Annotated in this window: 30 protein-coding genes; 13 read left to right on the plus strand and 17 right to left on the minus strand. The window is 67.6% G+C overall.

Annotated features, from left to right (window positions below; translation table 11 throughout):
* Nucleotides 1-158: 158 nt before the first annotated feature.
* Nucleotides 159-1028, plus strand: a complete 870-nt coding sequence (gene miaA, locus ACK4E3_RS11865) for a tRNA (adenosine(37)-N6)-dimethylallyltransferase MiaA (protein WP_409701341.1) — start codon at nucleotides 159-161, stop codon at nucleotides 1026-1028.
* Between the two features lie 104 nt (nucleotides 1029-1132).
* Complete coding sequence (locus ACK4E3_RS11870; protein ID WP_409701344.1) at nucleotides 1133-1435, plus strand: hypothetical protein; 303 nt, start codon at nucleotides 1133-1135, stop codon at nucleotides 1433-1435.
* A 3-nt stretch (nucleotides 1436-1438) separates the two neighbouring features.
* On the opposite strand, the gene thiS is transcribed toward ACK4E3_RS11870, so the two are convergent.
* On the minus strand, nucleotides 1439-1636 hold the full coding sequence (gene thiS / locus ACK4E3_RS11875; protein ID WP_409701347.1) for a sulfur carrier protein ThiS: 198 nt from the start codon (nucleotides 1634-1636) through the stop codon (nucleotides 1439-1441).
* 84 nt (nucleotides 1637-1720) lie between these two features.
* Between thiS and aroQ the strand changes: the two genes are divergently transcribed.
* Genes aroQ through aat form a run of 4 tightly spaced genes read left to right on the plus strand, consistent with a single transcriptional unit; the run spans nucleotide 1721 to nucleotide 4790 of the window.
* A complete protein-coding gene (aroQ, locus tag ACK4E3_RS11880; RefSeq protein WP_409701350.1) occupies nucleotides 1721-2164 on the plus strand; it encodes a type II 3-dehydroquinate dehydratase in 444 nt (147 codons plus the stop codon).
* Nucleotides 2165-2218: 54 nt separating this feature from the next.
* Nucleotides 2219-2767, plus strand: coding sequence for an acetyl-CoA carboxylase biotin carboxyl carrier protein (accB, locus tag ACK4E3_RS11885; protein ID WP_409701353.1), 549 nt, complete (start codon nucleotides 2219-2221; stop codon nucleotides 2765-2767).
* A 5-nt stretch (nucleotides 2768-2772) separates the two neighbouring features.
* Nucleotides 2773-4122: an acetyl-CoA carboxylase biotin carboxylase subunit gene (accC, locus tag ACK4E3_RS11890; protein ID WP_409701356.1), complete on the plus strand. Its 1350-nt coding sequence runs from the start codon at nucleotides 2773-2775 to the stop codon at nucleotides 4120-4122.
* A 2-nt stretch (nucleotides 4123-4124) separates the two neighbouring features.
* Complete coding sequence (gene aat / locus ACK4E3_RS11895) at nucleotides 4125-4790, plus strand: leucyl/phenylalanyl-tRNA--protein transferase (RefSeq protein WP_409701359.1); 666 nt, start codon at nucleotides 4125-4127, stop codon at nucleotides 4788-4790.
* Here the strand turns inward: aat and ACK4E3_RS11900 are convergent.
* Both ACK4E3_RS11900 and ACK4E3_RS11905 read right to left on the minus strand, forming a co-directional pair.
* Complete coding sequence (locus ACK4E3_RS11900) at nucleotides 4757-5407, minus strand: DUF2155 domain-containing protein (protein ID WP_409701362.1); 651 nt, start codon at nucleotides 5405-5407, stop codon at nucleotides 4757-4759. The genes aat and ACK4E3_RS11900 overlap by 34 nt on opposite strands.
* The gene (locus ACK4E3_RS11905) at nucleotides 5407-5805 is read right to left on the minus strand and encodes an NADH:ubiquinone oxidoreductase subunit NDUFA12 (protein WP_409701365.1); all 399 of its coding nucleotides are present in this window, start codon (nucleotides 5803-5805) and stop codon (nucleotides 5407-5409) included. The genes ACK4E3_RS11900 and ACK4E3_RS11905 overlap by 1 nt, the downstream gene beginning before the upstream one ends.
* Before the next feature lie 228 nt (nucleotides 5806-6033).
* Between ACK4E3_RS11905 and ACK4E3_RS11910 the strand changes: the two genes are divergently transcribed.
* The gene (locus ACK4E3_RS11910) at nucleotides 6034-8976 is read left to right on the plus strand and encodes a TSCPD domain-containing protein (RefSeq protein WP_409701368.1); all 2943 of its coding nucleotides are present in this window, start codon (nucleotides 6034-6036) and stop codon (nucleotides 8974-8976) included.
* A 59-nt stretch (nucleotides 8977-9035) separates the two neighbouring features.
* Nucleotides 9036-9542, plus strand: coding sequence for a pentapeptide repeat-containing protein (locus tag ACK4E3_RS11915; protein WP_409701371.1), 507 nt, complete (start codon nucleotides 9036-9038; stop codon nucleotides 9540-9542).
* A 7-nt stretch (nucleotides 9543-9549) separates the two neighbouring features.
* Here ACK4E3_RS11915 and ACK4E3_RS11920 read toward each other — a convergent pair whose 3' ends face one another.
* Complete coding sequence (locus tag ACK4E3_RS11920; protein ID WP_409701374.1) at nucleotides 9550-10653, minus strand: helix-turn-helix transcriptional regulator; 1104 nt, start codon at nucleotides 10651-10653, stop codon at nucleotides 9550-9552.
* Nucleotides 10654-10934: 281 nt separating this feature from the next.
* Between ACK4E3_RS11920 and ACK4E3_RS11925 the strand changes: the two genes are divergently transcribed.
* The gene (locus tag ACK4E3_RS11925; protein ID WP_409701377.1) at nucleotides 10935-11411 is read left to right on the plus strand and encodes a hypothetical protein; all 477 of its coding nucleotides are present in this window, start codon (nucleotides 10935-10937) and stop codon (nucleotides 11409-11411) included.
* 38 nt (nucleotides 11412-11449) lie between these two features.
* Here ACK4E3_RS11925 and ACK4E3_RS11930 read toward each other — a convergent pair whose 3' ends face one another.
* The 6 genes from ACK4E3_RS11930 to crcB form a co-directional block, all read right to left on the minus strand.
* On the minus strand, nucleotides 11450-12982 hold the full coding sequence (locus tag ACK4E3_RS11930; protein ID WP_409701379.1) for an acyl-CoA carboxylase subunit beta: 1533 nt from the start codon (nucleotides 12980-12982) through the stop codon (nucleotides 11450-11452).
* A gap of 69 nt (nucleotides 12983-13051) precedes the next feature.
* Complete coding sequence (locus ACK4E3_RS11935) at nucleotides 13052-13348, minus strand: winged helix-turn-helix domain-containing protein (protein ID WP_409701382.1); 297 nt, start codon at nucleotides 13346-13348, stop codon at nucleotides 13052-13054.
* Nucleotides 13345-13791 (minus strand): hypothetical protein, encoded by a 447-nt coding sequence (locus ACK4E3_RS11940; RefSeq protein ID WP_409701385.1) that lies wholly within the window; start codon nucleotides 13789-13791, stop codon nucleotides 13345-13347. Before ACK4E3_RS11940 ends, ACK4E3_RS11935 begins: the two co-directional genes overlap by 4 nt.
* Before the next feature lie 75 nt (nucleotides 13792-13866).
* Nucleotides 13867-14601, minus strand: a complete 735-nt coding sequence (locus ACK4E3_RS11945) for an ATP12 family chaperone protein (RefSeq protein ID WP_409701388.1) — start codon at nucleotides 14599-14601, stop codon at nucleotides 13867-13869.
* Complete coding sequence (locus tag ACK4E3_RS11950) at nucleotides 14598-15590, minus strand: RluA family pseudouridine synthase (RefSeq protein ID WP_409701391.1); 993 nt, start codon at nucleotides 15588-15590, stop codon at nucleotides 14598-14600. The genes ACK4E3_RS11945 and ACK4E3_RS11950 overlap by 4 nt, the downstream gene beginning before the upstream one ends.
* Before the next feature lie 50 nt (nucleotides 15591-15640).
* Nucleotides 15641-16063 (minus strand): fluoride efflux transporter CrcB, encoded by a 423-nt coding sequence (gene crcB / locus ACK4E3_RS11955; RefSeq protein WP_409701394.1) that lies wholly within the window; start codon nucleotides 16061-16063, stop codon nucleotides 15641-15643.
* A 105-nt stretch (nucleotides 16064-16168) separates the two neighbouring features.
* Between crcB and ACK4E3_RS11960 the strand changes: the two genes are divergently transcribed.
* Both ACK4E3_RS11960 and ACK4E3_RS11965 read left to right on the plus strand, forming a co-directional pair.
* Complete coding sequence (locus ACK4E3_RS11960; RefSeq protein WP_409701397.1) at nucleotides 16169-16612, plus strand: DUF2214 family protein; 444 nt, start codon at nucleotides 16169-16171, stop codon at nucleotides 16610-16612.
* A gap of 107 nt (nucleotides 16613-16719) precedes the next feature.
* Nucleotides 16720-17970 (plus strand): hypothetical protein, encoded by a 1251-nt coding sequence (locus ACK4E3_RS11965; RefSeq protein WP_409701400.1) that lies wholly within the window; start codon nucleotides 16720-16722, stop codon nucleotides 17968-17970.
* A gap of 6 nt (nucleotides 17971-17976) precedes the next feature.
* On the opposite strand, the gene ACK4E3_RS11970 is transcribed toward ACK4E3_RS11965, so the two are convergent.
* The 6 genes from ACK4E3_RS11970 to ACK4E3_RS11995 all read right to left on the minus strand — a co-directional run bounded on the left by ACK4E3_RS11970 (nucleotide 17977) and on the right by ACK4E3_RS11995 (nucleotide 24062).
* Nucleotides 17977-18468, minus strand: a complete 492-nt coding sequence (locus tag ACK4E3_RS11970) for a CC0125/CC1285 family lipoprotein (protein ID WP_409701402.1) — start codon at nucleotides 18466-18468, stop codon at nucleotides 17977-17979.
* Between the two features lie 65 nt (nucleotides 18469-18533).
* The gene (locus ACK4E3_RS11975) at nucleotides 18534-19304 is read right to left on the minus strand and encodes an RluA family pseudouridine synthase (RefSeq protein ID WP_409701405.1); all 771 of its coding nucleotides are present in this window, start codon (nucleotides 19302-19304) and stop codon (nucleotides 18534-18536) included.
* Between the two features lie 39 nt (nucleotides 19305-19343).
* Nucleotides 19344-19811, minus strand: a complete 468-nt coding sequence (locus ACK4E3_RS11980; protein ID WP_409701408.1) for a hypothetical protein — start codon at nucleotides 19809-19811, stop codon at nucleotides 19344-19346.
* A gap of 71 nt (nucleotides 19812-19882) precedes the next feature.
* The gene (locus tag ACK4E3_RS11985; RefSeq protein ID WP_409701410.1) at nucleotides 19883-21205 is read right to left on the minus strand and encodes a replication-associated recombination protein A; all 1323 of its coding nucleotides are present in this window, start codon (nucleotides 21203-21205) and stop codon (nucleotides 19883-19885) included.
* A gap of 40 nt (nucleotides 21206-21245) precedes the next feature.
* Nucleotides 21246-22664 (minus strand): Do family serine endopeptidase, encoded by a 1419-nt coding sequence (locus ACK4E3_RS11990; protein WP_409701413.1) that lies wholly within the window; start codon nucleotides 22662-22664, stop codon nucleotides 21246-21248.
* Between the two features lie 132 nt (nucleotides 22665-22796).
* On the minus strand, nucleotides 22797-24062 hold the full coding sequence (locus ACK4E3_RS11995; protein WP_409701416.1) for an ectonucleotide pyrophosphatase/phosphodiesterase: 1266 nt from the start codon (nucleotides 24060-24062) through the stop codon (nucleotides 22797-22799).
* A gap of 120 nt (nucleotides 24063-24182) precedes the next feature.
* Between ACK4E3_RS11995 and ACK4E3_RS12000 the strand changes: the two genes are divergently transcribed.
* Both ACK4E3_RS12000 and ACK4E3_RS12005 read left to right on the plus strand, forming a co-directional pair.
* Entirely contained in the window at nucleotides 24183-25127 is a 945-nt protein-coding gene (locus ACK4E3_RS12000) for an ABC transporter ATP-binding protein (protein WP_409701419.1), read from the plus strand.
* Nucleotides 25117-25953 (plus strand): hypothetical protein, encoded by an 837-nt coding sequence (locus ACK4E3_RS12005; protein WP_409701422.1) that lies wholly within the window; start codon nucleotides 25117-25119, stop codon nucleotides 25951-25953. The genes ACK4E3_RS12000 and ACK4E3_RS12005 overlap by 11 nt, the downstream gene beginning before the upstream one ends.
* A 3-nt stretch (nucleotides 25954-25956) precedes the next feature.
* Here the strand turns inward: ACK4E3_RS12005 and ACK4E3_RS12010 are convergent, their stop codons facing one another.
* Nucleotides 25957-26445 carry a GNAT family N-acetyltransferase gene (locus ACK4E3_RS12010; RefSeq protein ID WP_409701425.1) on the minus strand — a complete coding sequence of 163 codons (489 nt, stop codon included), beginning with the start codon at nucleotides 26443-26445 and terminating at the stop codon, nucleotides 25957-25959.
* Between the last annotated feature and the right edge of the window lies 1 nt (nucleotide 26446).

Raw genomic sequence — 26446 nt, forward strand, 5'->3', positions numbered from 1 at the left:
CCTGTAAGGGGTTGGGCGCGTGCGCGTTCTGGCGCACATATAGAGGCTGCGCGCTCAAGAGCCAGCGGCTACAGACCGACAACACGGGCCAACAGCGCGGGCCAACAGCGCGGGCCAGCAGCGCGGGCCAGCAGCCACAGGGAACTCTCGCCATTTCGATGTCCGCCATCACCCTGATTGCCGGTCCGACCGCCTCGGGCAAGTCCGCTCTGGCGCTTGCGCGTGCCCGCGAAAGCGGCGCGGTGATCGTGAACGCGGACAGCCAGCAGCTCTACGCCGACCTCCGGGTGCTCAGCGCGCGCCCGTCTGCGCTCGAGGAAAGCCTGGCCCGGCACCGGCTTTATGGCACCGCCGACGGGGCCGAGGCCTGGTCGGTGGGCCGCTGGCAGCGCGCGGCCATGGAAGAGATCGAAACGGCCCGAAGCGAAGGCAGGCCCGTCATCATCGTGGGCGGCACGGGGCTGTATTTCCGCGCCCTCACCCTCGGGCTCGCCGAGGTGCCCGCCGTGCCCGATGCGCTTCGCGACGCCCTGACCCGAGAGTTCGACGTGCGCGGAGAGGATGCCATGCGCGCAGAGCTTCGGATCGCGGACCCCGCCGCAGAAGCCCGGATCATGAGGGGAGACCGCCAAAGGCTGGTCCGCGCAGCGGCCGTTGCACGCCACACCGGACGCTCGCTGTCTGAGTGGCAGAACCAGACCACGGCGCCCCTGCCGGAAAACAGCTATGAAACCCTGCTGCTGCTGCCTGAACGCGAAGCGCTCTACGCCCGCTGTGACCTGCGCGCAGAACAGATGATGCAACAGGGTGCCCTGGAAGAGGTCGAGCGCCTGCTGGCCCGCGAACTGTCCGCGGAAGTGCCGGTCATGAAGGCGGTCGGCGTGCGCGAGCTGGCCGCGTACCTCAAGGGCGAGATCACCAAGGCCGAGGCCCTCGATCGACTGAAGACCGCCACGCGCCAGTATGCCAAGCGCCAGATGACCTGGTTTCGCAACCAGACGCCGCACTGGCCGCGCGCTTCACCCTGAGAGACCCGACGTTCAGGGCTCCGGGGCAAAATTTAATGAAAGCGGAGGTTGTCATCTGTGCCCCGCTCTGTGACATTAAGCCTCAACCCTGAGGGACACATTACATGTTTGTAACGCTTTTCTCCGTGCTGGCCCTGCTCGCCTTTGACGAACAGCACCAGAACCACACACCGACCGCACCGCAGACCGCCGAACAGACCGAGGCCGATCGCGTGAGTGCCGAACGCGAGGCGCGCGACAACGAGCAGGTCTGCCGTCGCGAGCACGTGGTCGGCTCGAACCGGCCCCAGCGCATCTGCATGACGCGCCGCGAATGGGAAGAAGTGCGCCAGAACTCGCGCGACATGATCGACCGCGCCAATCGCGAGCAGGGCGTGGTGCTCGAAGGAACGACCGGCGGGAACTGAGGCTCAGCCTCCGCCGACAAACTGCACGATCTCGAATCGGTCCCCGTCCTCGACGGGGATCGTTTCATATAGAGAGCGCGGCACGATCTCGCGGTTGCGCTCGATGGCGACCTTGCGCGCATCGAGCCCCAGCTCGGCCACCAGAGCCGCCACGTCCTGCGCTGCAACCTCGCGGGACTGACCGTTGACTTCGATGTGCATGACGCTAGGGCACCTTTCCCACGATCGCGGCTTGTGAAGGCTGGGGACAGCGGGCTAAAAGCGCCCGGCAAAGTCCGGATCGATATGTCCAAACCTCTCTACGTCCTGAACGGGCCCAATCTCAACCTGCTTGGCACGCGCGAGCCCGAAGTCTATGGCCGCACGACCCTGGCCGAGATCGAGGCCGCCTGCTGCGCACGTGCGGACAACACGCCGGTCGTGTTCCGCCAGTCCAACATCGAGGGCGAACTGGTGGACTGGATTCAGGAGGCCGGCCGCGAGGCCTGCGCCCTGATCATCAATCCGGCGGCCTACACCCACACCTCTGTCGCCCTGCATGATGCGCTCAAGACCTTGGACATCCCGGTCATCGAGTGTCATCTAAGCAATCCTCTGGCGCGCGAGGCGTTTCGCCATCACTCCTTCGTGACACCTGTCGCGGACGGCATGATTTCGGGGCTAGGCCCCAAGAGCTATGAACTGGCCGTTGATGCGGCCCTGTCGCTGGTCGCGCGGCGCGTGCCCTGACGATCCGCGACCTCACTGATGCCAGAACTTGCAAGAGAAGGTTCCTGATTTCCCATGGCAACATCCTCCAAGACCGGCGCCGGCAAGGCGGCTCCCGCCCCGAGACGCAGCGACAAGGCCGAGGGCGGCACGGATGCGACCTTCGTGCGCCAGCTGGCCGAGATCCTCAATGACACCGACCTGACCGAGATCGAGGTCGAGCGCGGCGACCTGCGTGTACGCGTGGCGCGAGAGGTGACGGTGGCGGCCGCTCCCGTGGCCATGAGCGCGCCTGGCGTGCCGATGATGTCCCAGCCCGCTCCCCCGGCCACGCCCACCACTGCCCCGGCTGCTGCTGCTCCCGCAGCTTCCGAAGCTCCTGCCCAGCGCGGCGAGCCGGTGAAATCGCCCATGGTCGGCACGGCCTATCTGCAGCCCCAGCCCGGCGCCGATCCTTTCGTCAGTGCAGGCGACCGCGTGAAGTCGGGCCAGACCCTGCTGATCGTCGAAGCGATGAAGACCATGAACCCCATCACCGCCCCGCGTGACGGCGTCGTGCTCGAAGTGCTGGTGGGCGACAGCCAGCCGGTCCAGTTCGGCGAGCCCCTGGTCATTCTCGAGTAGCCCTGATGTTCGACAAGGTTCTGATCGCCAATCGCGGCGAGATCGCGCTGCGGGTCCACCGGGCCTGCAAGGAAATGGGCATCTCGACGGTGGCCATCCACTCCGAGGCCGACGCCAGTGCCATGCACGTCCGCCTGGCCGACGAGAGCGTGTGCATCGGGCCTGCGCCTGCGGCCAAGAGCTATCTCAACATTCCCTCGATCATTGCCGCTGCCGAGATCACGGGGGCCCAGGCGATCCACCCCGGCTATGGCTTCCTGTCCGAAAACGCGCGCTTTGCCGAGATCGTCGAGGCGCACGGCATGACCTTCATCGGCCCGCGCCCCGACCACATCCGCATGATGGGCGACAAGATCACGGCCAAGCAGGCCGCGCGCGATGCCGGCATCCCCGTGGTGCCCGGCTCGGACGGCGGCGTCGCCACGCTCGATCAGGCCCGCAAGGCCGCGGCCGAGATCGGCTATCCGGTGCTCATCAAGGCCGCTGCGGGCGGGGGCGGACGCGGCATGAAGGTGGCCCGCACCGCCGACGATCTGGACGAAGCCTTCCAGACTGCCCAGGCCGAGGCCGCCGCCGCCTTCGGTGACGGCTCCGTCTATATGGAGCGCTACCTCCAGAAACCGCGCCACATCGAGCTTCAGGTCGTCGCCGACAGCCACGGCAATGTCATCCATCTGGGCGAGCGCGACTGCTCGCTCCAGCGCCGCCACCAGAAGGTGCTCGAGGAAGCGCCCTCGCCGGCCCTCGACGGCCCCGGTCGCGAAGCCATCGGCAAGGTTGTGGTCGATGCGGTCAAGGCCATCGGCTATCTGGGCGTCGGTACCATCGAGTTCCTGTGGGAGGACGGCGAGTTCTTCTTCATCGAGATGAACACCCGCCTTCAGGTGGAGCACCCCGTGACCGAGATGATCACGGGCGTCGATCTGGTGCGCGAGCAGGTTCGCATCGCTGCGGGCCTGCCCCTGTCCGTTCGCCAGGACGAGGTGGTGTTCGAGGGCCATTCCATCGAATGCCGCATCAATGCCGAGAACCCGGTCACCTTCACGCCGTCTCCGGGCACGGTGACGAACTTCCACGCCCCCGGCGGGCTGGGCGTTCGCCTCGATAGCGCGCTTTACTCCGGCTATTCCATTCCGCCCTATTATGACAGCCTGATCGGCAAGCTGATCGTGCATGGCCGTGACCGTGCCGAGTGCATCGCGCGCCTGCGCCGCTCACTGGCCGAGATGGTCGTCGAAGGCGTGGACACCACCATCCCGCTGTTCCAGCGCCTGCTGGCCGAGCCGGACATCCTGTCGGGCGAGTACGACATTCACTGGCTGGAGAACTGGGCCAGGGCCGCCAGCGGTAACTGACCATGGCGACGGACTTCGGTCCCGAGGCTCTGCTGGAGTGTTATGCGCGCGGTCTCTTTCCCATGGCCGAGAGTCATGACGATCCGCGCGTGTTCATCATCGATCCCGACGAGCGCGCGGTGCTGCCTCTGGACCGGTTTCGTGTGCCGCGCAGGCTGGCGCGCACGCTGAGGGGCGATCCGTTCACGCTGCGCTTCAACACCGCCTTCGGGCAGGTTCTGGACGCCTGCGCCGCGCTGGACGAGCGGCGCAGCGAGACGTGGATCAATGCACCCATACGCGCGCTCTATCTTGAACTGCACGCCATGGGCCATGCCCACAGCCTCGAGTGCTGGCAGGGCGAACGCCTGGCGGGCGGACTCTACGGCGTGTCGCTGGGCGGCGCCTTCTTTGGTGAGAGCATGTTCAGCAGGGTGCGCGATGCCTCCAAGGTCGCGCTGGTGCACCTGGCCGCACGCCTTCGCGCGTCAGGCTTCGTGCTGCTGGATGCCCAGTTCGAGAATCCGCATCTCGACCAGTTCGGGCCGCAGATCATGAGCCGCAGGGTCTATCACCAGCGCCTTACCGAGGCACTGCGCCTTGAGGGCGATCTGGCCGCGCTTGCCCGACCCATGAGCGGGGCCGAGGCGCTGGATCAGCTGCGGCAGCCCACCACCCAGGCGTCATAGAGCGGGTGCTCCAGCGGGCTGACCGAAGGCGTCGAGGCGAACATCCAGCCGCGATAGACCTGGCGGGTCTGGGGCTGGCCCTGCTGGACCAGCTCGGGCGGGCGGGCCGAGATTTCGAGATAGGCTGCCGCATCGCGCACACGCTCGCCTTCCGCAGAGGTCTCGCAGGCCCGCGCAGTGAAGATCAGGCCGCGCGAGCGCACCGGGCTGCCGCCTACGCGCACCTCGAAGCGCTCGGTCTCGGCGGAGACCTTGTCGAGGATCTGCACCACCACCACGCCGTGGCGCGCACGCGGCCCGGCATCCTGAACTTCCTCGGTGATGGTCGTGACCTCCCCCGTGACCTCGGCCTGGGTCACCTCGTCGACCACATCTGGCTCTCGCACCACCTCTGCGGTCTCTGCGGGTGCGGGGGTCGGTGCAGGCACAGCCTCGGGCGCGGGGGGAGCAGGCTCGGGCTCGCTGCTGCGCTGCTGTTCGGCCTGACGGGCCGCCTCGCGCAGGATTTCGCCGATGGGATCGGGCGGCGCGGGCGCGTTCTCGGTCTGGGCCACGACAACGCCCGAACCGACGACCGCCAGGGTGAACAGGGCCAGGCTGACGCGGCGTCTGATCATCACCGGCCCTCGGGCGTCCAGGCTTCGTAATCCCCAGTGGCGGCGGGGCGCTGCCCCTCGCCAGCCAGCGAGCCGCTCGGGCGCCAGGCCATGGGCGTGCCGGTCAGATTGGGCAGGTGATCCTTTTCCCAGGCACGGCGCACCAGAGGCTCCTCGGTAGGCGGCAGGTCGAAGGTGTAGTGCAGCCAGCCGTACCAGTCGGCCGATACCTTGGAGGCCTCGGCATAGCCGTTGTAGATTACCCAGCGGCGCCTGCGCCCGTCATAGGAGGTGGCATCGCGCGACTCGTAATAGCGGTTGCCGAACTCGTCCTGCCCGACCAGACGCCCGCGGCGCCCGACGGTGAACAAGGTTCCAAGCGTCGCACCGTTCCACCAGGTAAAGATCTTGCTGAGCACTGAAAGCCGCCAGGTCCGAAAAGCAGAAAGCCGAAATCAGCCGAGGCCCCGGTGCGGAAGGGCTTGCGGTGCCACCCCCGTTCACGGACCTCGACGGCCGCGACTATAGAAATCCGCCGCCGCCGCGTCCAGCGATTCACACGAGCCCTGCGACGTCAATATCTTGGGGGTAAGTCAGGCTCCATACCCCATATCTATTGAAGCACCTGCGCCACATTGGCCATTGTCATGGCCGGTGCCCCGCACGGGATCGGCCAAGGGATCGGCCAGAGGATCAGCAAGGCGAGATCGCTCATGCGCTTCGACAGCCAGTTTGCGAGGGAATCGGCCCACAGGCTCGCGCTCAGCCTGCGTGAATGCGACGGGGCCTCGCGCCTGGAGAAGGTGCTGGCGCCGTCCCGCTGGACCAACGCGCGCATCGACGCCTGGCGCGGTTTCTGCGACGGCTTGCCGCGCGATCTGCCCAACCTGGCGGCCAGCAAGGGCGGCTGCCTGACCCGTTGCGACGACGATGGTGCGCCCCTGGGCGGAGGTCTGCATCGCTGGGCAGGGCGTCTGGCGGCCTGGGGCCACGCCACGGGCCTTTTCGAGAGCCGCCGCGATGCCGAGCACTTTCGCGACGAGCTGATCGGGGCGGCCCTGCTGGATCTGATCGCGCCCGGCCCGGTTCTGGCCAGCGGTCACCGCATCCACCCCATCGCCGACGATGTGCAGGGCGAGGCCGATCAGCCGCTGGCCCTCGATCTGGCCGACTTCGCCACTCTGGGCCGTGCCGAAGCGCTTGCCGCGACGATCCGCGCCCGTCACAGCGCGCGAGGTCTGCTGGAGGCCGCCCACAGCGCCCTGATGGCCGTGCATGACGCGCACCACCGCTGCGAAGGCAGCGAGGACGCCTGCGCCGACCCCCTGCGCAATGCCGCCCTGGCGCGCGCCATAGTCGCCGCCCGCAGGCAGGGTCTCGGCGATGACCTGATCGCGCGCGCGATTCATCTGCGCCCCGAGCCCGCCACGCTCGACGATACTCCCCTGCCCCATCTCGCCATCCACGCCGCCCGCGACCAGATCGCCGCGGGCACGCCAGAGGCTGCGCGCCTCGCCCGGCTGAGCGCGGAATGCGGACACATCACGCTCAGCTTCGATCCCCTCGATGCCGAAAACCTGTCCCGCCGCACCCTCGCGCCCCTGATGACCATCAATCTGGCCAGCCTGTCCGATCGCGAGGGCCGGATCGATCCGCAGCGCTTTTCGCACCTGATGCGCCTTGTCGTCTGTGCGCTCGACATCGAGGTCGGCTGCGGCTTCAGCATCAGCCCCGAAGCCGCCAGAGCCCGCGCCGGAGCCCGCCAGATCGCCCTCGCCATCCATGGCGTCGTGCCCTGGCTGCGCCGACGCTCGACACCACACGCCGATGCGGATGCGACGGTTCTGTCGCTGTTCGCCGAGGTGCGTGCGCATGCGCTGCTGGCCTCGTGCGAGCTGGCACGCATGGGACGTGCCGCTCCCGATTTTGCCGTCCTGCGCGACGAACTGCTGCGTCGCCTCGCCCGCGAGAGGGCGGTGCTGGCCGAGCATGGCCCCGGCCCCGCCCTCTGCCTGTTCGATGAAGCCTTGGCGGCTGTCTCGCGCGATGGTCTGCGCCACTGCGCGCTCGATCTTCTGGCGTCCAGCCCCGAGGCGGCGCTGATGGCGGGCTGCCCCTGCCCGCGCACGCCCATCGACGCGCCCGCACCCCTCGCAGCCTTCGAGACCGAGGACGGCGAGATTTTTCATGGGCTGGAGGCCAGCGCTGCGGCTCTGCTCGCCGAGGCGGGCGCCGATCTGGCTGCCGCCGAGCGCTGGCTGGCGGGGCACAGATCTCTGGAGCACGGCGGCCCCATCGACGACGCGGCTCTGCGCGCCAAGGGTTTCACCGATCACGAGCTGGCGCTGATCGGCGCGCGCATGGACACTGCCACCAGCCTGGAAGACGCCATCAATCTGGCAGGCCTCGACGAAGGGTTCCTGCGCGATGTGCTGGGCCTTGGCCTGGAACAGGTCCGCGCCAGCGACTTCAGCCTGCTGCGCGCGCTGGGCTTTGACGACAACGACATCAGCGAGGCCGACGCCCGCCTGTTCGGCCATGCTGACCTGACCGCCTGGCCCGCCCTGCCAGAGGCGCTCAAACCCCTGCTCGCACCGCTCGACGCGGCCATGCGCGAGCACATCGAGACCCTGATCGCCACATTCAGCGATGCGCCCGCCGTCGTGGTGCGCGAGGTCGGCCCTTCTGCCGTAGCGGCCCAGCGCACCCAGTCCGCCCTGGCGCTGGCGGGTGCGCGAGCCGTGCGCCTCGCCCCTGCGCCCGCGACCGCCCTGCCTGCATCTGACACCATGCCTGCACTGGGCGGCGATATGGCGGCCAGCGCGCCCCCGCGCACGGCCGAGCCCGAAACCGTGCGCACCGTCGAAAAGGTGGTCGAGCGCGTCATCGAGCGCGATCGCGTGCGGCGCAAGCTGCCCGACCGGCGCAAGGGCTATATCCAGAAGGCCTCGGTGGGCGGCCACAAGGTCTATCTGCACACCGGCGAATACGAGAACGGCGAGCTGGGCGAGATCTTTCTCGACATGCACAAGGAAGGCGCGGCCTTCCGCTCGCTGATGAACAATTTCGCCATCGCCATCTCGATCGGCCTGCAATACGGCGTACCGCTGGACGAGTTCGTCGAGGCCTTCGTCTTTACCCGCTTCGAGCCTGCGGGCCGCGTCTCGGGCAACGACTCGATCAAGTCCGCGACCTCGATCCTCGACTACATCTTCCGCGAGCTGGCCGTGTCCTATCTGGACCGCAGCGACCTGGCCAATGCCGATCCCGAGGCGCTGAACGCCGATGGCCTGGGCGGTGACAGGACGGGCGAGACCGAGCCCCTGCCTGCGGCCCGGTTCATCTCCAAGGGCTTTGCCAGGGGAAGCGCGCCTGACAACCTCGTGGTCCTGCCCTTTTCTGCGAGAGCGCCGCGCGAAGATGTCATGTCGGGCGATCAGGCCATCACCGCAGACGCCTGCCCGGCCTGTGGCGACTTCACCTGGCAAAGGCGCGGCGGCGAGGCGACCTGCGACGCCTGTGGCCATGCAGGCGATATGCCCTCGCGCCCGATGGACAGCCCCTCCTCGCCGCGCTCGGGCAGCGCGTGAACCCATTGTTCAGGGGCGTGGCGATAGGGTGGGGCCCTATCGCTCAGGGAGCCAACCGCGTGACCCGATCAGCCGCCCACCAACGCATCACGGCAGCCCTGCTCGCCGCCCTTCTCGTGGGCGCAGGCCCGGCCCTGGCCCAGAACGCCGGACAGATCGCCAGTGCCCGCCGCGGGGCGAGCTGTCCCGGATGCAACCTGTTTCAGGCCGACCTGACGGGCCTGTCGGCACCGGGGCGCAACTATGCCCGCGCACGCCTGCGCCAGAGCGATCTCAGCCTCACAATCATGACGCGCGCGAACTTTTCGGGCGCGGACCTGCGCGATGTGAACGCCTATGGCGGCGTGTTCTCGTCTGCGAACTTTTCGGGTGCCAACCTGACCAACGCCAGCTTTGTGGGCGCGCATCTGGATGGTGCCAGCTTCGCGGGCGCGACACTCGACGGGCTGAACCTGTCAGGCGCCAGCCTGATGGGCGTGCGCGGTCTTACCCAGCGCCAGCTGTCCCGCGCGTGCGGCGATGTGGACACGCGCCTTGCGCCCGGGCTCTCGATCCCGGCCTGCTAGGCTCCGGTCAGGACCATAGGCCTGCGCCGGTGCTCCTGATGCGCTGCACGAGGCTGGCGACCTGCAACTGTCCGCTGCACTGCATCTTGGCGTAGAGGGGCTTGAACTGGGAGCGAACCGTGCTGACGTTCACCCCGCGGGCCTGAGCGATATCGTGCGGCGAGACCCCCTCCGACAGACGAACCGCCAGATCGGCCTCCGCCGCCGTGAGGCCGAACAGTGTGCGAAGCTGGCGGGCCAGAGTGTCGCTGCGCGCGCCCAGGCCCAGCAGAAGCGTGACGCGCCTCGGCCCACCCTCGACCGCAAGGGGCAGCACCGTGACCTGCAAGCCCTCGCGCCCGCCGCCTCGCAGGGTCAGGGTCGAGCCTGACGGATTGCGTGGCCGCGCCGCCATGGCTATCGCGCCGGACAGTCGCAGCGCATCGTTCGGATCAACCACCTCAAGGCGTCCGCATCGCACCGCAAGCAGGCTGCCCTCACTCAGGACGGCCTCGGCAGCAGCGTTGGCACTGACCAAGGTGCCGTCCGGGTTGAGCGCAATCACCCCCTGGGCCACGGCGTCCAGCATCTCTGCCGAGGTCCTGCGCGCGATCTGTTCCACCGTGAGCCGCCCGCGCACCGCGAGCAGCTTGCGTATGTGCAAGACATCCCTGGAAAAGCCATCGAGGCTTTCCTGATCGAACCCGCCTTGGCTGCGTCCCTTGTGAAAGCCAATCAGTCCGGTGCCCCAGCCGGTCTGAACCATCATGCCCGCGCAATAGTAGGTATCGTCGCCGATGGCGCGAATCCACTCGTTGTAGAAGGCGCTGTTTTCATACTCGTCAGCGCTGACGAACTCTTCGCAGTTGTGGGCCCGGTTCACCCGGTCGGGAGTCAAGGCCCTCTGGGCCCACAGATCCTTGTCTGTGAACCCTTCTGCATAAAGCGCCATGTGCTCGGGGAGGAAATGCCCGCACTGGCCGACGATCTGGTGTGCCCCGTCAGGCAGCTGCCAGACCATGTTGCAGGATCGTGCGCCGTAGTGGCTCGCCATCATCCGGGGCAGATGCGCAAACCAGTCGTCGTCAAGGATGGCGTCGTAGAACGCCTCCGCACTCAGAACACTACTCAAGCCACCCCCCGCCAATTGACACCAGCGATCCCCGCACCCAAAGTCAACCATCGCGCGACAGGTTGCAAGCTTCGCCTCACGCGAGCTTCAGTGGCTTTAGCATCACGCTTGCAGGGCCTGAAATCGTCATTACCGGCAAGGCCGAGCTTGGCCATTGTCGAGGCGTTAGAACTCGCGTAACCGGATTATGTTTAGTGCCCGTTGCGCGCGGCCTTGCCTCCCCGGCTTGGGATGGCGGCCAGCACGGATCATTTATCAGTTCAGATTTCGGGGCGTTGGATATGAAAACATTCGCTTTTCTGGCCGCCAGCGGCGTGATCGCCGCCACCGGTGCCGCTCTGGCCAGCGGCCCCGCCGCCGATGTGCCGCCCGGCCTGCCGGCCTCGGCACCCGTGGCCCGCATCATGGCGGCCGACGCCAGCTTGCGCGTGGATCGCGGCAGCGGCTTCGAGGCAAGCGGCCCGGTTGCCATGCTGCGCGCCGGTGACGTGGTCGTGGCCACGAGCGAGACCCGGATCGTCTATGGCGACGGCTGCGCGGTGCAGGTGGCATCCAACGTGCCCATGACCGCCCTGGCCTCTTCTCCGTGCGGCGACAGCGCCGGCGTCCACCGCGCCTCCATGGCCCGGAGCGACCAGACCGGTCAGGATGACGGCTTCAACACCATCCTCGTGCTGGGCGGAGCGGCGCTGGTGGTGGCCGTCATCGCCCTGGCAGGCGGCGATGGAGATGACAGCAATCCACCCTTCACCCCCTGATCGGTCGGATCGGGCCCGCAGCCAAAAGGGCGGCGCGCCTAGAGCGGGATGTTGTCGTGCTTTTTCCAGGGGTTTTCGAGCGTCTTTGACTTGAGGGTACGCAGCGCCCTCACCAGCCTGCGGCGCGTGCCGTGAGGCATGATGACATCGTCGATATAGCCCAGTGACGCCGCCACGAACGGATTGGCGAAGCGCGCCTTGTACTCGGCCTCGCGCGCGGCCAGGGCCTCGGCATCGCCGGCCTCCTTGCGGAAGATGATCTCGACCGCGCCCTTGGCGCCCATCACCGCGATCTCGGCGGACGGCCAGGCATAGTTCACGTCACCGCGCAGGTGCTTGGAGCTCATCACGTCATAGGCCCCGCCATAGGCCTTGCGGGTGATCACGGTCAGTTTCGGCACCGTGGCCTCGGCATATGCGAACAGGAGCTTGGCGCCGTGCTTGATCAGGCCGCCGTATTCCTGGCGCGTGCCCGGCATGAAGCCCGGCACATCGACGAAAGTCAGAAGCGGGATGTTGAAGGCATCGCAGAAGCGCACGAAACGCGCGGCCTTGCGGCTGGCATCAATGTCGAGCACGCCCGCCAGAACCTGGGGCTGGTTGGCCACCACGCCTACGCTCTGGCCTTCCAGACGCCCGAAGCCGGTAATGATGTTGCGCGCATAGTCGGGCGCGATCTCGAAGAAGTCGCCCTCGTCCACGACCTTGAGGATCAGCTCCTTCATGTCATAGGGCTGGTTGGGATTGGCAGGGACCAGGGTATCAAGGCTTGGCTCGTCGCGCTCGGGCTCGTCGAAGCACTCGCGGACAGGGGCCTTCTCGCGGTTCGACAGGGGCAGGAAGCCGATCAGGCGGCGCACCTCGGACAGGGCCTCCAGATCGTTCTCGAACGCACCTTCCGCCACGCCGGACTTGCCTGCGTGCACGCGCGCGCCGCCCAGATCCTCATGGCTGACCACCTCGTTGGTGACCGTCTTCACCACGTCGGGGCCGGTGACGTACATGTAGCTGGTGTCCTTCACCATGAAGATGAAGTCGGTGATGGCGGGCGAATAGACATCACCGCCCGCGCACGGGCCCATGATCACGCTGATCTGGGGGATCACGCCGCTGGCGAGCGTATTCTGCAGGAAGATGTCGGCATAGCCCGCCAGGCTCTCGACCCCCTCCTGAATGCGTGCGCCACCTGCATCGAACAGGCCGATGATCGGTGCCCCGTTGGTCAGGGCCATCTTCTGCAGCTTGACGATCTTGGCCGCGTGAGCGCCCGAAAGACTGCCGCCAAACACGGTGAAATCCTTGGAGAACACATAGACCAGACGCCCGCCGATGGTGCCCCGCCCCGTCACCACCCCGTCGCCGGGGATGCGCTGCTGATCCATGCCGAAGTCCGTGCAGCGGTGCTGGACGAACATGTCGGTCTCCTCGAAGCTGCCTTCGTCGAGCAGCACGTCGATGCGCTCGCGCGCCGTCAGCTTGCCCTTGGCGTGCTGGGCGGCGATGCGCTTTTCCCCGCCGCCCTGACGGGCCGCCTGACGGCGTTGTTCCAGCTCTTCGAGGATGTGCTGCATGGCAAGCTCCGTTACGGGTTTCGCCTGGCAGGCTTAGGAGCGGACGCGCGCGGTGGCAAGCACTGACCCTCAGCCCGCAAGGCCCGCCAGCCGCTGCAACTCCCGCACATGGGCCGAGAAGGCTTCGCGTCCGGCTCTGGTCATGGACAGCCAGGTGCGCTGGCGCCCATCGCGCGCGGCCTTGCGGATAGAGATATAGCCTGCCTCCTCAAGAAGGCGCAGGTGCTTGGAGAGCACCGAGTCCGATGTTTCAAGCTTCTCGCGCAGCATGGCGAACTCGGCCTCGTCGAGCCGGGACAGGATCGCGCACAGCTGCAGGCGCCCGGGCGCATGGATCACGGGATCAAACACCGGCAACTGTGTCACTGCGCTTCCTCGGCCAGCTCCCGCTTCCAGACGGCCATCCAGATACGGCTGCCAACAATGGCCAGCACAAAGCCCGCCGCACCGGTCGCCAGAGGCGTCCAGCCGATGCCCGCCGCCTTGCCCCAGATCGAAAGCCCCATGAGCCCGACAAGACCAGCCGCCATGGCTATGGCGACCCAGCGCGCTTTTCTGGGGGAATAACCGCTGACCCACCAGCCGTACTTTCTGCGCCAGAGATGGACGAACACGAACAGCCCGGTGAGCGACACGACCAGAGCCACGAACGACCAGGGCCTGTCCAGACCCTGCCCGGCCACCAGCAGGCCACAGACAAGCCCATAGGCCACGTCATCCAGCAGGGAATGGCGGATTTCGCCGGGCACGCTCTGCCGGGCTGCTGCAATGGCGTCGAGCGCTTCGCGCGGGTCGGGTCTGTCGGTCATGCCGTCCTCACTTTCCATGATGGAAAATGACACGGCTTTCCAGATCGTCAAGTCATAACTTTCCAGATTGGAAAATTATGACTCCGCCAGCAGCCATCGTCCCAGCATGGCGGCCTCGTCGTGGTGAAGGCGCGTGCGCTCGGCGGCCTCCTCGTCCACGCCCCAGCGCGCCTGCTGGTATAGTTCGTCGATGCGCGACAGCTCATAGGCCTCGACGGCATCGAGCGCGCCGCGCTGCACCGCAAAGGCCAGCACCGCCGAGCCAAGGAGACTGGTCAGGGACGCCAGCGCCGCAAGATCGAAGTCGTCCAGTTCCAGCGCCAGCACGGAAAGGCGCTCGAGCGCCGCCGCGTCCTGTGGCTGATGAAGCAGGCCCTGCACGGGCACCAGCGGGGCACCGAGCCTCTCGCTCGCCCATTGGCGCCAGGGCGCCCAGCCCGCCTCCTGCCTGTCCCTCAGGGCTTCGGGGCCGTCCGCGAGGTAGCAGATCACATCCGAGCCGCCATAGCGCGCCACCTCGGCGGCGACCGCCTCGCGCGCGCCGCGCACACGGGCGATGGCGGTCTGTGCGAGGCGCGTGGCGGGCATGGAGGCCATGGCGACGATCTCGCCCTGCGCCCGCCATTCATCGGCCACCATGTCTGCCTTGGCACGCGTGGGCAGGACCAGCGCCGCGCCCGCAGGCGTCTTCAGGCGGCGAGTGTCCAGCATCACGGCAAAGCCATCGCGTTCCTCGGCGATGCTGACCTCTTTCCAGAAGCGGCGCACCACATCGGCGCCGGGCTCGATGAATCGTGCAGGCGGTTTCATCGGCGGCGGCGCTCCGGCGGAAACGGCTCGGCCTCGGCCTCGTCCTCGGAGAAGCCGAAATGGGCGAAACCGGCCTTCATCTGCGCGCTCAGGGGGGCCTCGACGATGAACATGCCCCCGCCCGGATGCTCCAGCTCGATGCGCCGCGCGTGCAGTTGCAGGCCCAGCGCACCGGACAGCTCGGTCGAGGCCTCGTCGCCATATTTGGGATCACCCAGAATGGGATGGCCCAGCGCGCTCATGTGCGCTCTCAGCTGATGGGTGCGCCCGGTGTAGGGGCGAAGCGCCACCCATGCGGCACGGTGCGCGGCGCGGCTTATGGTGACATAGCCCGTCTCGGCGGGCTCGGCGCCATGCTCCTTGGGATCGGCAGGGCGCACCTTTTCAAAGTCGTTGATGCCGGATTTCTTGAGCGCCATCTCGATCAGGCCGGCGGGGGGCTTGGGATTGCCCGCCACGATGGCCCAGTAGGTCTTTCGAGCGCGCCGCCGCGCAAAGGCCCCAGCCAGACGCTTGGCCGCTTCAGGCCCCTTGCCCAGCAGCAGCACGCCCGAGGTGTCACGGTCGAGGCGGTGCACCAGGCGCGGGCGCTCCATTCCCTCGCCCCAGGCCGACAGCAGGCGATCGATATGTCTGGTGGTCTTGGTGCCGCCCTGCACGGCGAGGCCGGCAGGCTTGTTCAGGGCGATGACCATCTCGTCCTCGTGCAGGACCAGCGAGCGGGCATAGGCCTTGTCGCGATCGCTCAGACCACCTTCACGGCTCGGGGCTTCACTGGCATCGGGCAGGGGCGGCACGCGCACCTGCGCGCCCGCGCTCAGCCTCGCGTCGGCTCTGGTGCGCGCTCCGTCGACACGGATCTGACCGCTGCGGGCCAGCTTCTGCACCTGCACATGGCTGATATGCGGCCAGCGGCGCTTGAACCAGCGGTCGAGACGGATGCCGTCTTCGGCCGCGGCCACGGTGAGGGTCTTGACGTCTCGGCTCATGCACGGGCCTTAGCGCGCCCGGCCCGGACGTGGCAATGCGGATCGGGCTGCTAGCCTATGTCCCCGAACACCTGTCGGCCCAGCGCGAGTCCGGCCAGCAGGCCGCCGACACTGAAGATCACCGAAGCGCCGATGTAGAGGGCAGCAATCGTCCATTCCTTGCGCTGAAGCATCAGCATGACCTCGAGACTGAAGGCCGAGAAGGTCGTGAACCCGCCCAGCAGGCCCACGCCCAGAAACAGGCGGATCTGCTCATTGCCCGCCGATCCGCGGTGCGAGAGCCAGCCGACCAGCAGTCCCATCAGAAGGCCGCCGATCACGTTCACGCTTGCCGTCGCCCACGGCCAGCCCGACAGGGCCCCCGTCGAGGGCAGCCAGCCCGCGCGGGAGGCGCGAAGCATCATCAGGCTCATGCCATAGCGCGCCATGGAGCCCAGTGCGCCGCCTGTAGCCACCAGAAGAAAGGATGTCATACTCGCCCTGTAATCCGCTGCATGAAGGCGTGTCGTGTCTGCGCCTCGCGCCCTCACTGTGCAAGAGGGCAGCGCAAGGGGGCAGCGCCAAGGGGAGAACGGCTCATGTCTGTCGATCTGTGGCTGGCGGTGCTGCACCACCTGCTCTTTCTGGGCCTGATCGCCATGCTGGTCAGCGAGGCGACCTTGCTGCGCAGCGTCGATGTGGATGTGGCGCGTCTGTCGCGCATTGACCTGGGATACGGGCTTGCGGCCCTGCTGGTTTTCGGGGTCGGGCTGGCGCGGGTGTTCTACGGCGGCAAGGGCTGGGCCTTCTATCAGGACAATCCGTGGTTCTGGGCCAAGATCGCAACCTTCGTGCTGATCGGGCTCATTTCGATCCTGCCGACCATGAAGTTCACCGCCTGGGCGAAACGGCGTCGGCACGAGCCCGGCTGGAGCCCGCCCGCCAGCGAGCTTCGCCCCGTGCGCCGCGCGGTAATGGTGTCCATGGTCCTGCTCGCACCCCTACTGGGTTTCGCCGCTGCCATGGCCCGGCACGCGAGTTAGGCCATGTCGCAGCGCCCCGCTTTCCCCCGTCAGGCGAAGGGCTGTGGCCCTGAGCGCTCCGACCGCTTACATAGTCACGCTTAACCGTTGCGAGCTGAGAGGCCGTCATGTCGCACGAAACCGATCCCCACGCGCCCCGGCCGCCCCAGCCCGCCGCCGAACCGGCGCCGCAGTACGATCCCCATGCCAGCCCTCTGAGCGCACCTGCCGTAGCGCCTTCTGGCGCACCTTCGCATCTGCCCCCCTCCACGCCGCCGCCGCCCGGAGCCAGCGATGTGGCCGACCGCGCAGCTCCGGCCCCGACGCCGCCGCGATCGGATGCCCCGACCACCGCGCGTGAGGGCATCCTGCGGCCCATTCAGGAAAGCGACTATTTCTCGCTCGATCCGGCGGCTCAGGAGCATATCTCGGCGCACATCGACGAGTATTTCAACCAGCCGCTCGACATCTTCCCCTTCTGGGAGACCGAGGGCAAACCCGACCGCTTCCACGTCCTGTTCGCCCGCCAGATCGAAGAGCGCTTCCCCGCCGATCAGGATATGCGCAGCCGCATCCATGACTATGGGCGGCGCGTGTTCGCAGCCCTGTGCGTGCACGTCAGCGTCAAGCGCATGAACCAGGCGCTGGCGCTGGCCGCCTTCTCGCTGCTGGCGACGCTCGGCCCGGCGTGGCTGGCGGGCCTGACCGGCTCGGCAGAGATCGGAGCGGGGCTCGCGCTGGGGGCCATGCTGCTGGTGGTGGTGATCTATTGGGTGCTGAACGCCATCTTGTTCACACAGTATCGCTTCCGGCTGGAGAACGACTCCTACGAGCTGTCGCGCGAGATCGTGCAACGCACGCGCGAGCTGCAGAACCTGTTCACCCATTCGCGCGCCATGGCCGATCAGGCCGAGACCCACTATCAGACCGACGGCAGGGGCTGGGGGGCGCGGGCCATGTTCCTGACCCGCCTGACCATGTGGCTGGGCGCGCGCACCGAGTACCTCGAGAAATACATCCAGATGGAGCTGTGGCGCGTGCGGCGCGAGCGCTACTGGATGCGCTGGTTCTCGCGCTTCATGACCCCGCTGGTGTTCATCGCCTGGGTCTGGCTGTGGTTCGCGATCTCGCCGCCCGTGGCGGGCTCGGCAGCGGGTCTTGGCCTGGTGCTGGTGGGTCTGGCGCTGCTGCTCGGGGTAGCAGTGTCGTGGCTGTCCTATTTCCGCTGGCAGACGCCGGTGTCAGCCATACAGGACAAGCTGGGTATCGACGGCTGGGTCCGCTACGCCTCGCTCGACGTGGACAACACCGTGGGCGATCAGGTGCGCCGCGACAAGGAGCGGCTAGTCGAGTACCGCCACCTCACGCGCGGGCGCTGAGCCCGCTCAGCGCGGCCCCGACAGGTTGCGGGCGATCTCGCGGGCGTCATAGGCGTCGGCCCGGTCGGGGCGCGGCCCGCTTCCCGTGCGGATTTCAAGCACGGCAGTCGAAGGCTGCTGCCCGCCGAAGTTCAGACCCACGCCGACGCCCACGCCCGATGTCGACCAGCGCCCGTAGCGCGAGGTGCCTGCGCCGACGCTGAAGGTGGGGCGCACGGCGCTGGCGGGCCTGCCGTCCACGAAACGGCTGTCGACGATGAACCAGTCCTGCGACTGGCCCAGCGTCAGTTCCGCCGCGCGCAGCAGGGCATAGTCGCTGGCCATCTCCGGCCCGCCCAGGGAGCGATAGCTGACGCGCCAGCGGTTCTGCTCGATGCGCTGCTCGGAAAAACCCTGGGCGGCATTGCTGGTGGCCGGGCCATACGGGGCGACGCTGGCGCAGGCACCCAGCACGGCACAGGCAGACAGGACGGGCAGTAGCTTCAGGGCAGTTTTCATGACGGGCCTCGGCTTCAGGCGTGACTGTTCACCAAGAAAGCGTCCGCACACGCCCCCGGTTCCGTTCAGCCCGCATGGCCCTCGCCCGCTCCGGCCAGAGCGTGCTCCAGCCCCAGCGCCTCGCACAGCCGCACGAAGTCCTGCGGGACGGGTGCCTCGATGACTCTCTCCCCGCCCTCGGGATGGGGAAACCGCAGGGTGCGGGCGTGGAGCATCAGGCGCGCCACCGCCTCGTCTCCCGCCCGCAATGGCCCGCCATAGCGCGCATCGCCCAGCAGCGGCGCCTTGAGATGCGCCATATGCGCGCGGATCTGGTGCATGCGCCCCGTCAGGGGCTCGGCCTCGATCAGGGCGCCCAGACCCGATGAAGCGAGCGTGCGATAGCGGGTGTGGGAGGCCTTGGCCTCGGGCGTATCGTCGGGGACGACGCGCATGTGACTTTCGCGGCCGATCTCGGCACGAAGCAGTGCCGCCCTGACATCGCCGCTCGCAGGCTCGGGAGCCTGGGCGACAAGCGCCAGATAGCGCTTGTGAAAGCGCCGCGCCTGCAAGGCCTTGCCCAGAAAGCTGGCCGCCGGATGGGTTTTGGCGGTCAGGATCACGCCCGAGGTGTCCCGGTCCAGCCGGTGCACCAGGCGCGGGCGCTTGCCGTTCGAGCGCGCAAACGCCCACAGCAGGTCATCAAGCGTGTGGGCACGGATGCGCCCGCCCTGGCTGGACAGGCCCGAAGGCTTGTTGAAGGCGATCACGTGGGCATCCTCGAAGATCACCCACGCGCGCACCTGCGCCACCTCCTCGGCGCTCAGCTCGACAGGCGGCACGAACACGGCGGCCAACACCCCTTCCTGCGGGGCCAGACCCCGGATCAGCCGGTGTTAGCGCAGCACGCCCTTCTTGCCCATGCTCCATGCGTACCAGGCCAGGAAAGCGGCGATCAGCACGATCAGCCAGGGCATCCAGGTCATCATGGTGGCCATGTCGCTGGCGGGGTCGATGGGCGGAGGGCTTATCACCTTGCCATAGATCAGGCTCACCACCGCGCCGAGCAGAGAGGCGGCAAAGGCCCAGACCGCCCAGCGCCTGCGCGCCAGCAGCAGGATCGAGCCGATCACAGCCCCCCAGACCCCGAGAATCCACGGCGCCCACATCCATGCGGGCATGGCCAGATAATAGTCGATCATGGCCTGCGAGAAGCCGACCTCGCGCATATAGGCCTCGCCGCGCGCCGTGGTCATCACGAAGTCAAAGGCCCCGAACCCGTTCCAGAGCAGCGAGAGCACGCCCACCAGCCACAGATGCCAGGGTGCCTTGCCAGCCTCGGCCGGCGTCATATCCTCGGTCATGGTTTCCTCCCCCTTGTGTCCGATGACGCTGGGGAAGCTACGCCGATTATTCGATCCGGCAACGGAAATGTTCAGCGCTCGCCTGCGCCGTGTCCCGCACGGGCCTGCGCACGCAGGGCCGCCCAGCGCTCCAAGCGCTCGCGCACCCGCACCTCGTGCCCCTGATCGCCCGGCTGGTAGAAGCTGGCGCGCTCCATCCCGTCGGGAAAATAGTTGGCCCCGGAAAAGCCGTCGGGCGTGTCGGGGTCGTACTGGTAGCCCTGCCCGTAACCCAGCGACTTCATCAGCTTCGTGGGCGCATTGCGGATGTGGGCAGGCGGCATCAGGCTGCCGGTCTCGCGCGCCGCGCGCGCGGCGGCCTTGTAGGCACGATAGACACTGACCGACTTGGGCGCGGTCGCCAGGTGCACCACGGCCTGCGCCAGTGCCAGTTCACCCTCGGGGCTGCCCAGGAAGTCGTAGGTATCCTTGGCGGCATTGGCGATCACCAGCGCCATGGGGTCGGCCTGTCCGATGTCCTCGACCGCCATGCGCACGATCCGGCGGGCAAGAAACAGCGGGTCTTCGCCCCCCGCCAGCATCCGCGCCAGCCAGTAGAGCGCCGCGTCCGGGTCCGAGCCGCGCACCGATTTGTGCAGGGCCGATATGAGGTTGTAGTGCTCCTCGCGGTTCTTGTCATAGGCGGGGCTGCGCTTCTGGAGCAGAGCGCCCAGAGCGCCGACATCGAGCGTCTCGTCCCCGCCTATGGCCTGCAAGGTCTCGACCATGCTTAGCAGGTAGCGCCCATCGCCATCGGCCATGGCGATCAGGGCGCCGCGGGCCTCGTCCGTCAGCTTCACCGGGACACCGCCCTGTTCCCCGGCCCGCACGATCAGGGTCGACAGGGCTGCATCGTCCAGTCGCCTGAGCACGAAAACCTGGGTGCGCGACAGAAGCGCGCCGTTCAGCTCGAAGGAGGGATTCTCGGTCGTCGCCCCGACCAGAGTGACGATCCCCTCCTCCACGAAAGGCAGGAAGCCGTCCTGCTGGGCCCGGTTGAAGCGGTGGATCTCGTCCACGAACAGCAAGGTCGCCTGACCGGCGGCGCGACGCGCGCGCGCGCTCTCGAACGCCTTCTTGAGATCGCTCACTCCCGAAAAGACGGCCGAGAGCTGCTGGAACTGATAGCCGGCTTCTCTGGCGAGCAGGCGGGCAATGGTGGTCTTGCCCGTGCCCGGCGGCCCCCAAAGAATCATGGACGACAGCCGCCCGCCCGCCACCATGCGCCCGATGGGGCCGCCCTCTGCCAGCAGGTGATCCTGGCCCAGCACCTCCGACAGGCGCGCGGGCCTCAGCCGGTCGGCAAGCGGCGCGTCAGGGGGCACGATGCCCGAGGCCTCGAACAGATCGCTCATGGCACCACTTAGACCCAAAACGCGGTGCGGGCCTAGCGGCCTATCCCCACCGCCCGGTGATCAGCTGACCATTGCGCTCGATGGTGATGGCCCAGCCCTGCTGTGCCGACAGAAGCTGTTCGAGCTGGCGTGTCGTGGTCACGCGCTGGCCATTGACCTGACGCACGATATCGCCGGGGCGAAAGCCCACTGACGCCGCGCTGCCGCGCCCCGAAACCGCCGTGATCAGCACGCCCTCGCCGATCAGGGGATCGAGCCCCAGCTCGTCCGCCACGGCCGGGGACAGATTGACCACCTGCGCGCCGCTGAGCGGGTTGCGCCCCTCGATCACCCTCTGGTCACGCGCAGGCGTGGCAGGAGGCTCGTCCACGCGCACGTTCAGGGTCTGGGCATTGCCGCCGCGCAGGATGGCCACGCGCGTGGTGTCGCCCGGACGCCGCGTGCCGATGCGGAAGTTGAGCCCGCCGGGATCATTGACCTCGGCCCCGTCGATGGCGGTGATGATGTCGCCTTCGCGAAGTCCTGCGCGCGCCGCCGGGCCGCCGGGATAGAGGTCGGTGACGATCACGCCCTGGGGCCGTGACAGGCCGAGACTGCGCGCCGCATCCGCGGTCACCGCCGTGGTGCGCGCACCCAGCCACGGACGCACGACCGAGCTGGCCCCGCCCGTGGCGCTCTCGACCACCCGGCGCACCATGCTGGCAGGCACGGCAAAGCCCACGCCAGACGACGTGCCCGAGCGCGAGAAGATGGCGGTATTGATGCCGATCAGGCGCCCGTCCATGTCCACCAGTGCGCCGCCCGAGTTGCCCGGATTGATGGCCGCATCGGTCTGGATGAAGGACGAGGCGTCGGTAATGCCGGTCTCGGTGCGGTTCAGGGCCGAGATGATGCCGTTGGTCACGGTCTGGCCGACACCGAAGGGGTTGCCGATCGCCAGCACCAGATCACCGACCTGCTGGTCCTCGGTCTCGTCGATGGGCAGCACGGGCAGGCGCTCGCCGCCCGTCTCAACCTGAAGCACCGCCAGGTCCGAGCGCGGATCGGACAGGATCACGCGGGCCGGAAACTCGCGCCGGTCGGCCAGCACCACGCGGATCTGCTGGGCGCGGTCCACAACGTGGTGGTTCGTGACGACGATGCCGTCAGCGCGCACGATCACGCCCGAGCCGACCGACTCGGCCACACGCGCCTGGGGCACACCGCCGCCGAAGAACTCCCAGAACGGATCGCGCTGACGCTCGACCCTGCGCGCGGCGATATTGACCACGGCAGGCGCGGCCGAGCGCACCACGGGCGCGAACGAGACCCGCATCTCGCTGGCATCGGACGGGGCGATGCGGTTCTGGGCGTTGAAGGGCGGATCGCTTTCCTGGGCCTTGGTGGCATCAGGATTGCCGCAGGCCGCAAGGGCGAGGCAGGCCACAAGGGCGAGGCGTGAGGGAGTGTGTCTGTTCATGCGCGATGAAGGGCTCGGTCATGCAAAAGGTTCACGGGCTGGATCAGCCTGCGCCATTCGGACCGAGATTTTCGACCAGATCAAGGCCTTGATCCGGCGCTGGCCGGGCCGCTCATGAGCGCGATGAAATCCCTATCGGACCAGGGCCGGGCGCAGCGCGTCGAGGCTGCCGTCACCGCGCGGCACCTCAAGGTCCAGCAAGGCTCCCAGCAAGGGATGCACGTCCACCGCACTGACACCCGACAGCCTGACACCTGAGCGCACGCCGGGGCCATGGACCAGCACGATGGCCGCCATGTCGGGATGGCGCGGGTCATAGCCGTGCGCCCCGCCCACGCGCGTGATCGGGCGCGCCCGCGATGCGATCAGCCAGCCGTTCTCGGCCAGACAGACATAGGGCGGCACGCGCGGGTGACGGCCATAGTTCAGATGGGCCGGAATCTGGTCCTTGGCCCAGCAGTCCATGTTCGCATGATCGCGCAGCAAGGCGGCCCGCACCTCGGCTTCGCGCTCCGCGCGCGGATAGATGCCGCTGAAATAGCCCCAGGTGAGCACCTCGACGCTCTCCAGATCGATCACGTCGTCCAGATAGATGGCGCGCTCGGGCGAGGTCTCGGCCATGCCGTGATCGGACACGATCACCAGCACCACCTGATCGTTCAGGCCGCGTGCTTCCAGCCCCGCCAGCAGGCGCGCCATGGACGCATCTACAGAGGCCATCGCCTCGTTCACCTCGGCCGAGTCCGGTCCGTGATTGTGACCGGCGGTGTCGACGATGTCGAAATAGAGGGTGGCAAAGCGCGGGCGCTCGCCCTCGGGCAGATCGAGCCACGAGAGCAGCCGGTCGACACGCGCATCGCCGGGCAGGGACTGGTCGAACACGCTCCACAAGCTGGGGCGCACGCCGCGAATGTCGGCTTCCGAACCCGGCCAGAACATGGTGCCGGTGATGATCCCTGCGCGCTCTGCCGTGACCCAGATGGGCTCGGCATCATCCCACCAGCGACGGTCGCTCACCGCGTCGCGATTGCCCAGCGAGAAGCGGCCCAGCGCCTCGTCACGCATGGTGTTCGACACGATGCCGTGGTTGTCCGGGTGCAGCCCCGTTACCTGAGTGTAGTGGTTGGGAAAGGTCGCGCTGGGAAAGGACGGCGTCATGGGGCCGAACGCGCCTTCGTCCGCCAGCCGCCGCAGCACCGGGGTCACGCCCCGCTCTATGTAGTCGGGACGGAAACCGTCGATCGAGATCAGCACGACGATGGGCCGGGGTTCCTCGCGACTGGCCTCGGCGGTTGCCGCTGCAGCGGGCCGGGCCACCGGCGCAAGATTGCAGGACGCCAGAAACAGGGCAGCGCCAAGCGCCAGACCGAGGGAAGCAAGTTTTCGGATAGGGCTCATGGCGGCAATCTCGCAATCAGAAGGATGTGGCCTCTGCCTCTTGGCTTAGGCGCAAAACATGACAGGTCGTTAATCCACGCTGCTCTTGCCAAAGGCACGCTGCCGCCGCAACCTCACTGCATGAGTGCGGTGATCGCCACGCGCGGGCTGACGCGCACCTTCGGACAGGTGAGAGCCCTCGACGGGCTCGATCTGGAGATACCCGCCGGGGGTGTCTTCGGCATCCTCGGTCCCAATGGCGCAGGCAAGAGCACGCTGTTCCGCATCCTGCTCGGCCTGATCCACCCCACCAGCGGAGAGGCCAGCATCCTGGGCGATGCCCGGCGCAGCGCCAGCACGCTCAGGCGCACAGGTTCCATGATCGAGAGCCCGCGCTTTCCCCATGGCATGAAGGCGCGCGATGTCCTGATCTGGCTGTCGCTGATGCACGGCACACCCGCCCCGCGCGCCCGGATCGACGCATGGCTGGAGCGCGTGGGTCTGGCCACAGCCGCCGACCGGCCCGCTCGCGGCTTTTCGGTGGGCATGATGCAGCGCCTGGGTGTGGCAGCCGCCCTGATCAGCGACCCCGAGGTCGTCATTCTCGACGAGCCCACCTCGGGCATGGACCCCATCGGTATTGTGGAAATGCGCAAGCTCATCCGCACCATGGCCGACGAGGACGGGCGCACCGTCATTCTCGCCAGTCACCAGCTTGCCGAGGTCGAGCGCATCTGCGACCGGGTGGCCATGCTCAGTCAGGGCCGCCTGATCAGCAGCGGCCGCGTCGCTGACATCCTGCACGGTGAGAGCGCCCTTCGCATCGAGGCCGAGCCCATTGCCCGGGTGCTGGATGTGCTCGGTGCGCGCGGCTCACGCGAAGGCAGTGCCGCCATGGCCCGCATCACCCGCGAGGAAGCGCCAGAACTGCTGCGCCAGCTTGTCGGGCAAGGCATCGACATCACCGAGGCGCGCTGGATCGGCTCCAATCTCGAGAACTTCTACATGGAGGGCGCGAGCCGGCGCGATGATCCCGGGCCGCAGGCGGCAACCGAGTCCCACACAGGCGGCTCCGATGCTGATTGACGCCCTGCGCGCCGAATTCTGGCGCCTGCTTCACCATCGCGCGGCCCTGGTCTGGGGATTTGCCTTCCTGCCTGTCGTGATTCTTGTGGGCCTGATGGCCACTGCGATCTGGGCGCGCGCGAACGGCATTCTGGTTGACAACATGGAGTCCATGAACGCGCTCGATCTGCCTCTGTCCACGCTGGAGCACCTGCCCGGCCCATGGCTGATGTTCTTCAGCCTGATCGGTGCGGCCAACATGTTTGCTGCCGACTATCGCTTCGAGACATGGCGCCTCACTGTGCCACGGAACGCGCGCGCACTGATCATTGTGGCGCGGCTGACCGTGTTTGCCGCAGCGGTCCTGGCATCCATAGCAGCCATTCTGCTGGCTCAGTTTCTGGGCACAGTCTTCGCGCTGATGCTGGCAGGCACCGCACCGAGCCTGAGCGCGCCGGAGCTGGTGGCCACCAATCTGGCATCGCTCGTCGGACTCGGAATCTGGCGCCTGCTCCAGTTCTCGCTCATCGTGCTGCTGGTCGCCATACTGACGCGCTCGATCATGGCGGCGGTGCTGTTACCACTGCTGTTCCTCGGCATCGAGTACACCCTGATCGGCATGATGGGCACAGGCGCAGCCAACCCCGACTGGCGCTCGGCTCTGGCCCTGCCGACGCTCGCATTCAACATACTCTCCGCCCACGCCCAGAGCATTGCTGCCGCGCCCGGTTCGGTCGTGGGGACGGGTGCCGTATCCAAGGCCCTTGTCAGCATGGGCCTGTGGACGCTGGGGCCGCTGGCGCTCGCCCTGACGCTGTTCCAGCGTCAGACCCTCTCGCGCGAATAGGCTTCAGAGCCGCTTTTCCATCCAAACGTCGCAGCGCGCATAGTCCGTCGCCTGCGGCGCAAGCGCCCGAAAACCGAACCGCTCATAGAGGGCTATGGCGGTCCTGAGGCTGCTGTTGGTCTCGAGATAAAGCCGCCGGTGCCCGCTCTCCCGCGCACGCCGCTCGCACGCGTGCAACAGCGCCATGCCGATGCCCCGGCCGCGGTGCGCGGCACTTACGGTCATCTTGGCCAGCTCCAGAGTCTCGCCATCGCCCCTGTCCAGCAGGGCACAGCAGCCAACCACCTCACTCCCGGCCTCGCTCCCGGCCTCACGATCAATCTCGGCCATGAAAATGTGCCCGCCCCGCGCCAGGATAGCGCCCTGCGGATCGTCCAGCACCGCCTGATCGCGCGCCTCGATGGCAAAACCCCCGTCGCGCAGCCAGGCCTCGTTGAGCCTGCGCCAGTCCGGTCCGTGATGCGGGACAAAATCGCGTATCGTCACGCTCATT

Origin of the sequence: Brevundimonas sp., assembly GCF_046299595.1 — a bacterium.
GTDB lineage: Bacteria > Pseudomonadota > Alphaproteobacteria > Caulobacterales > Caulobacteraceae > Brevundimonas.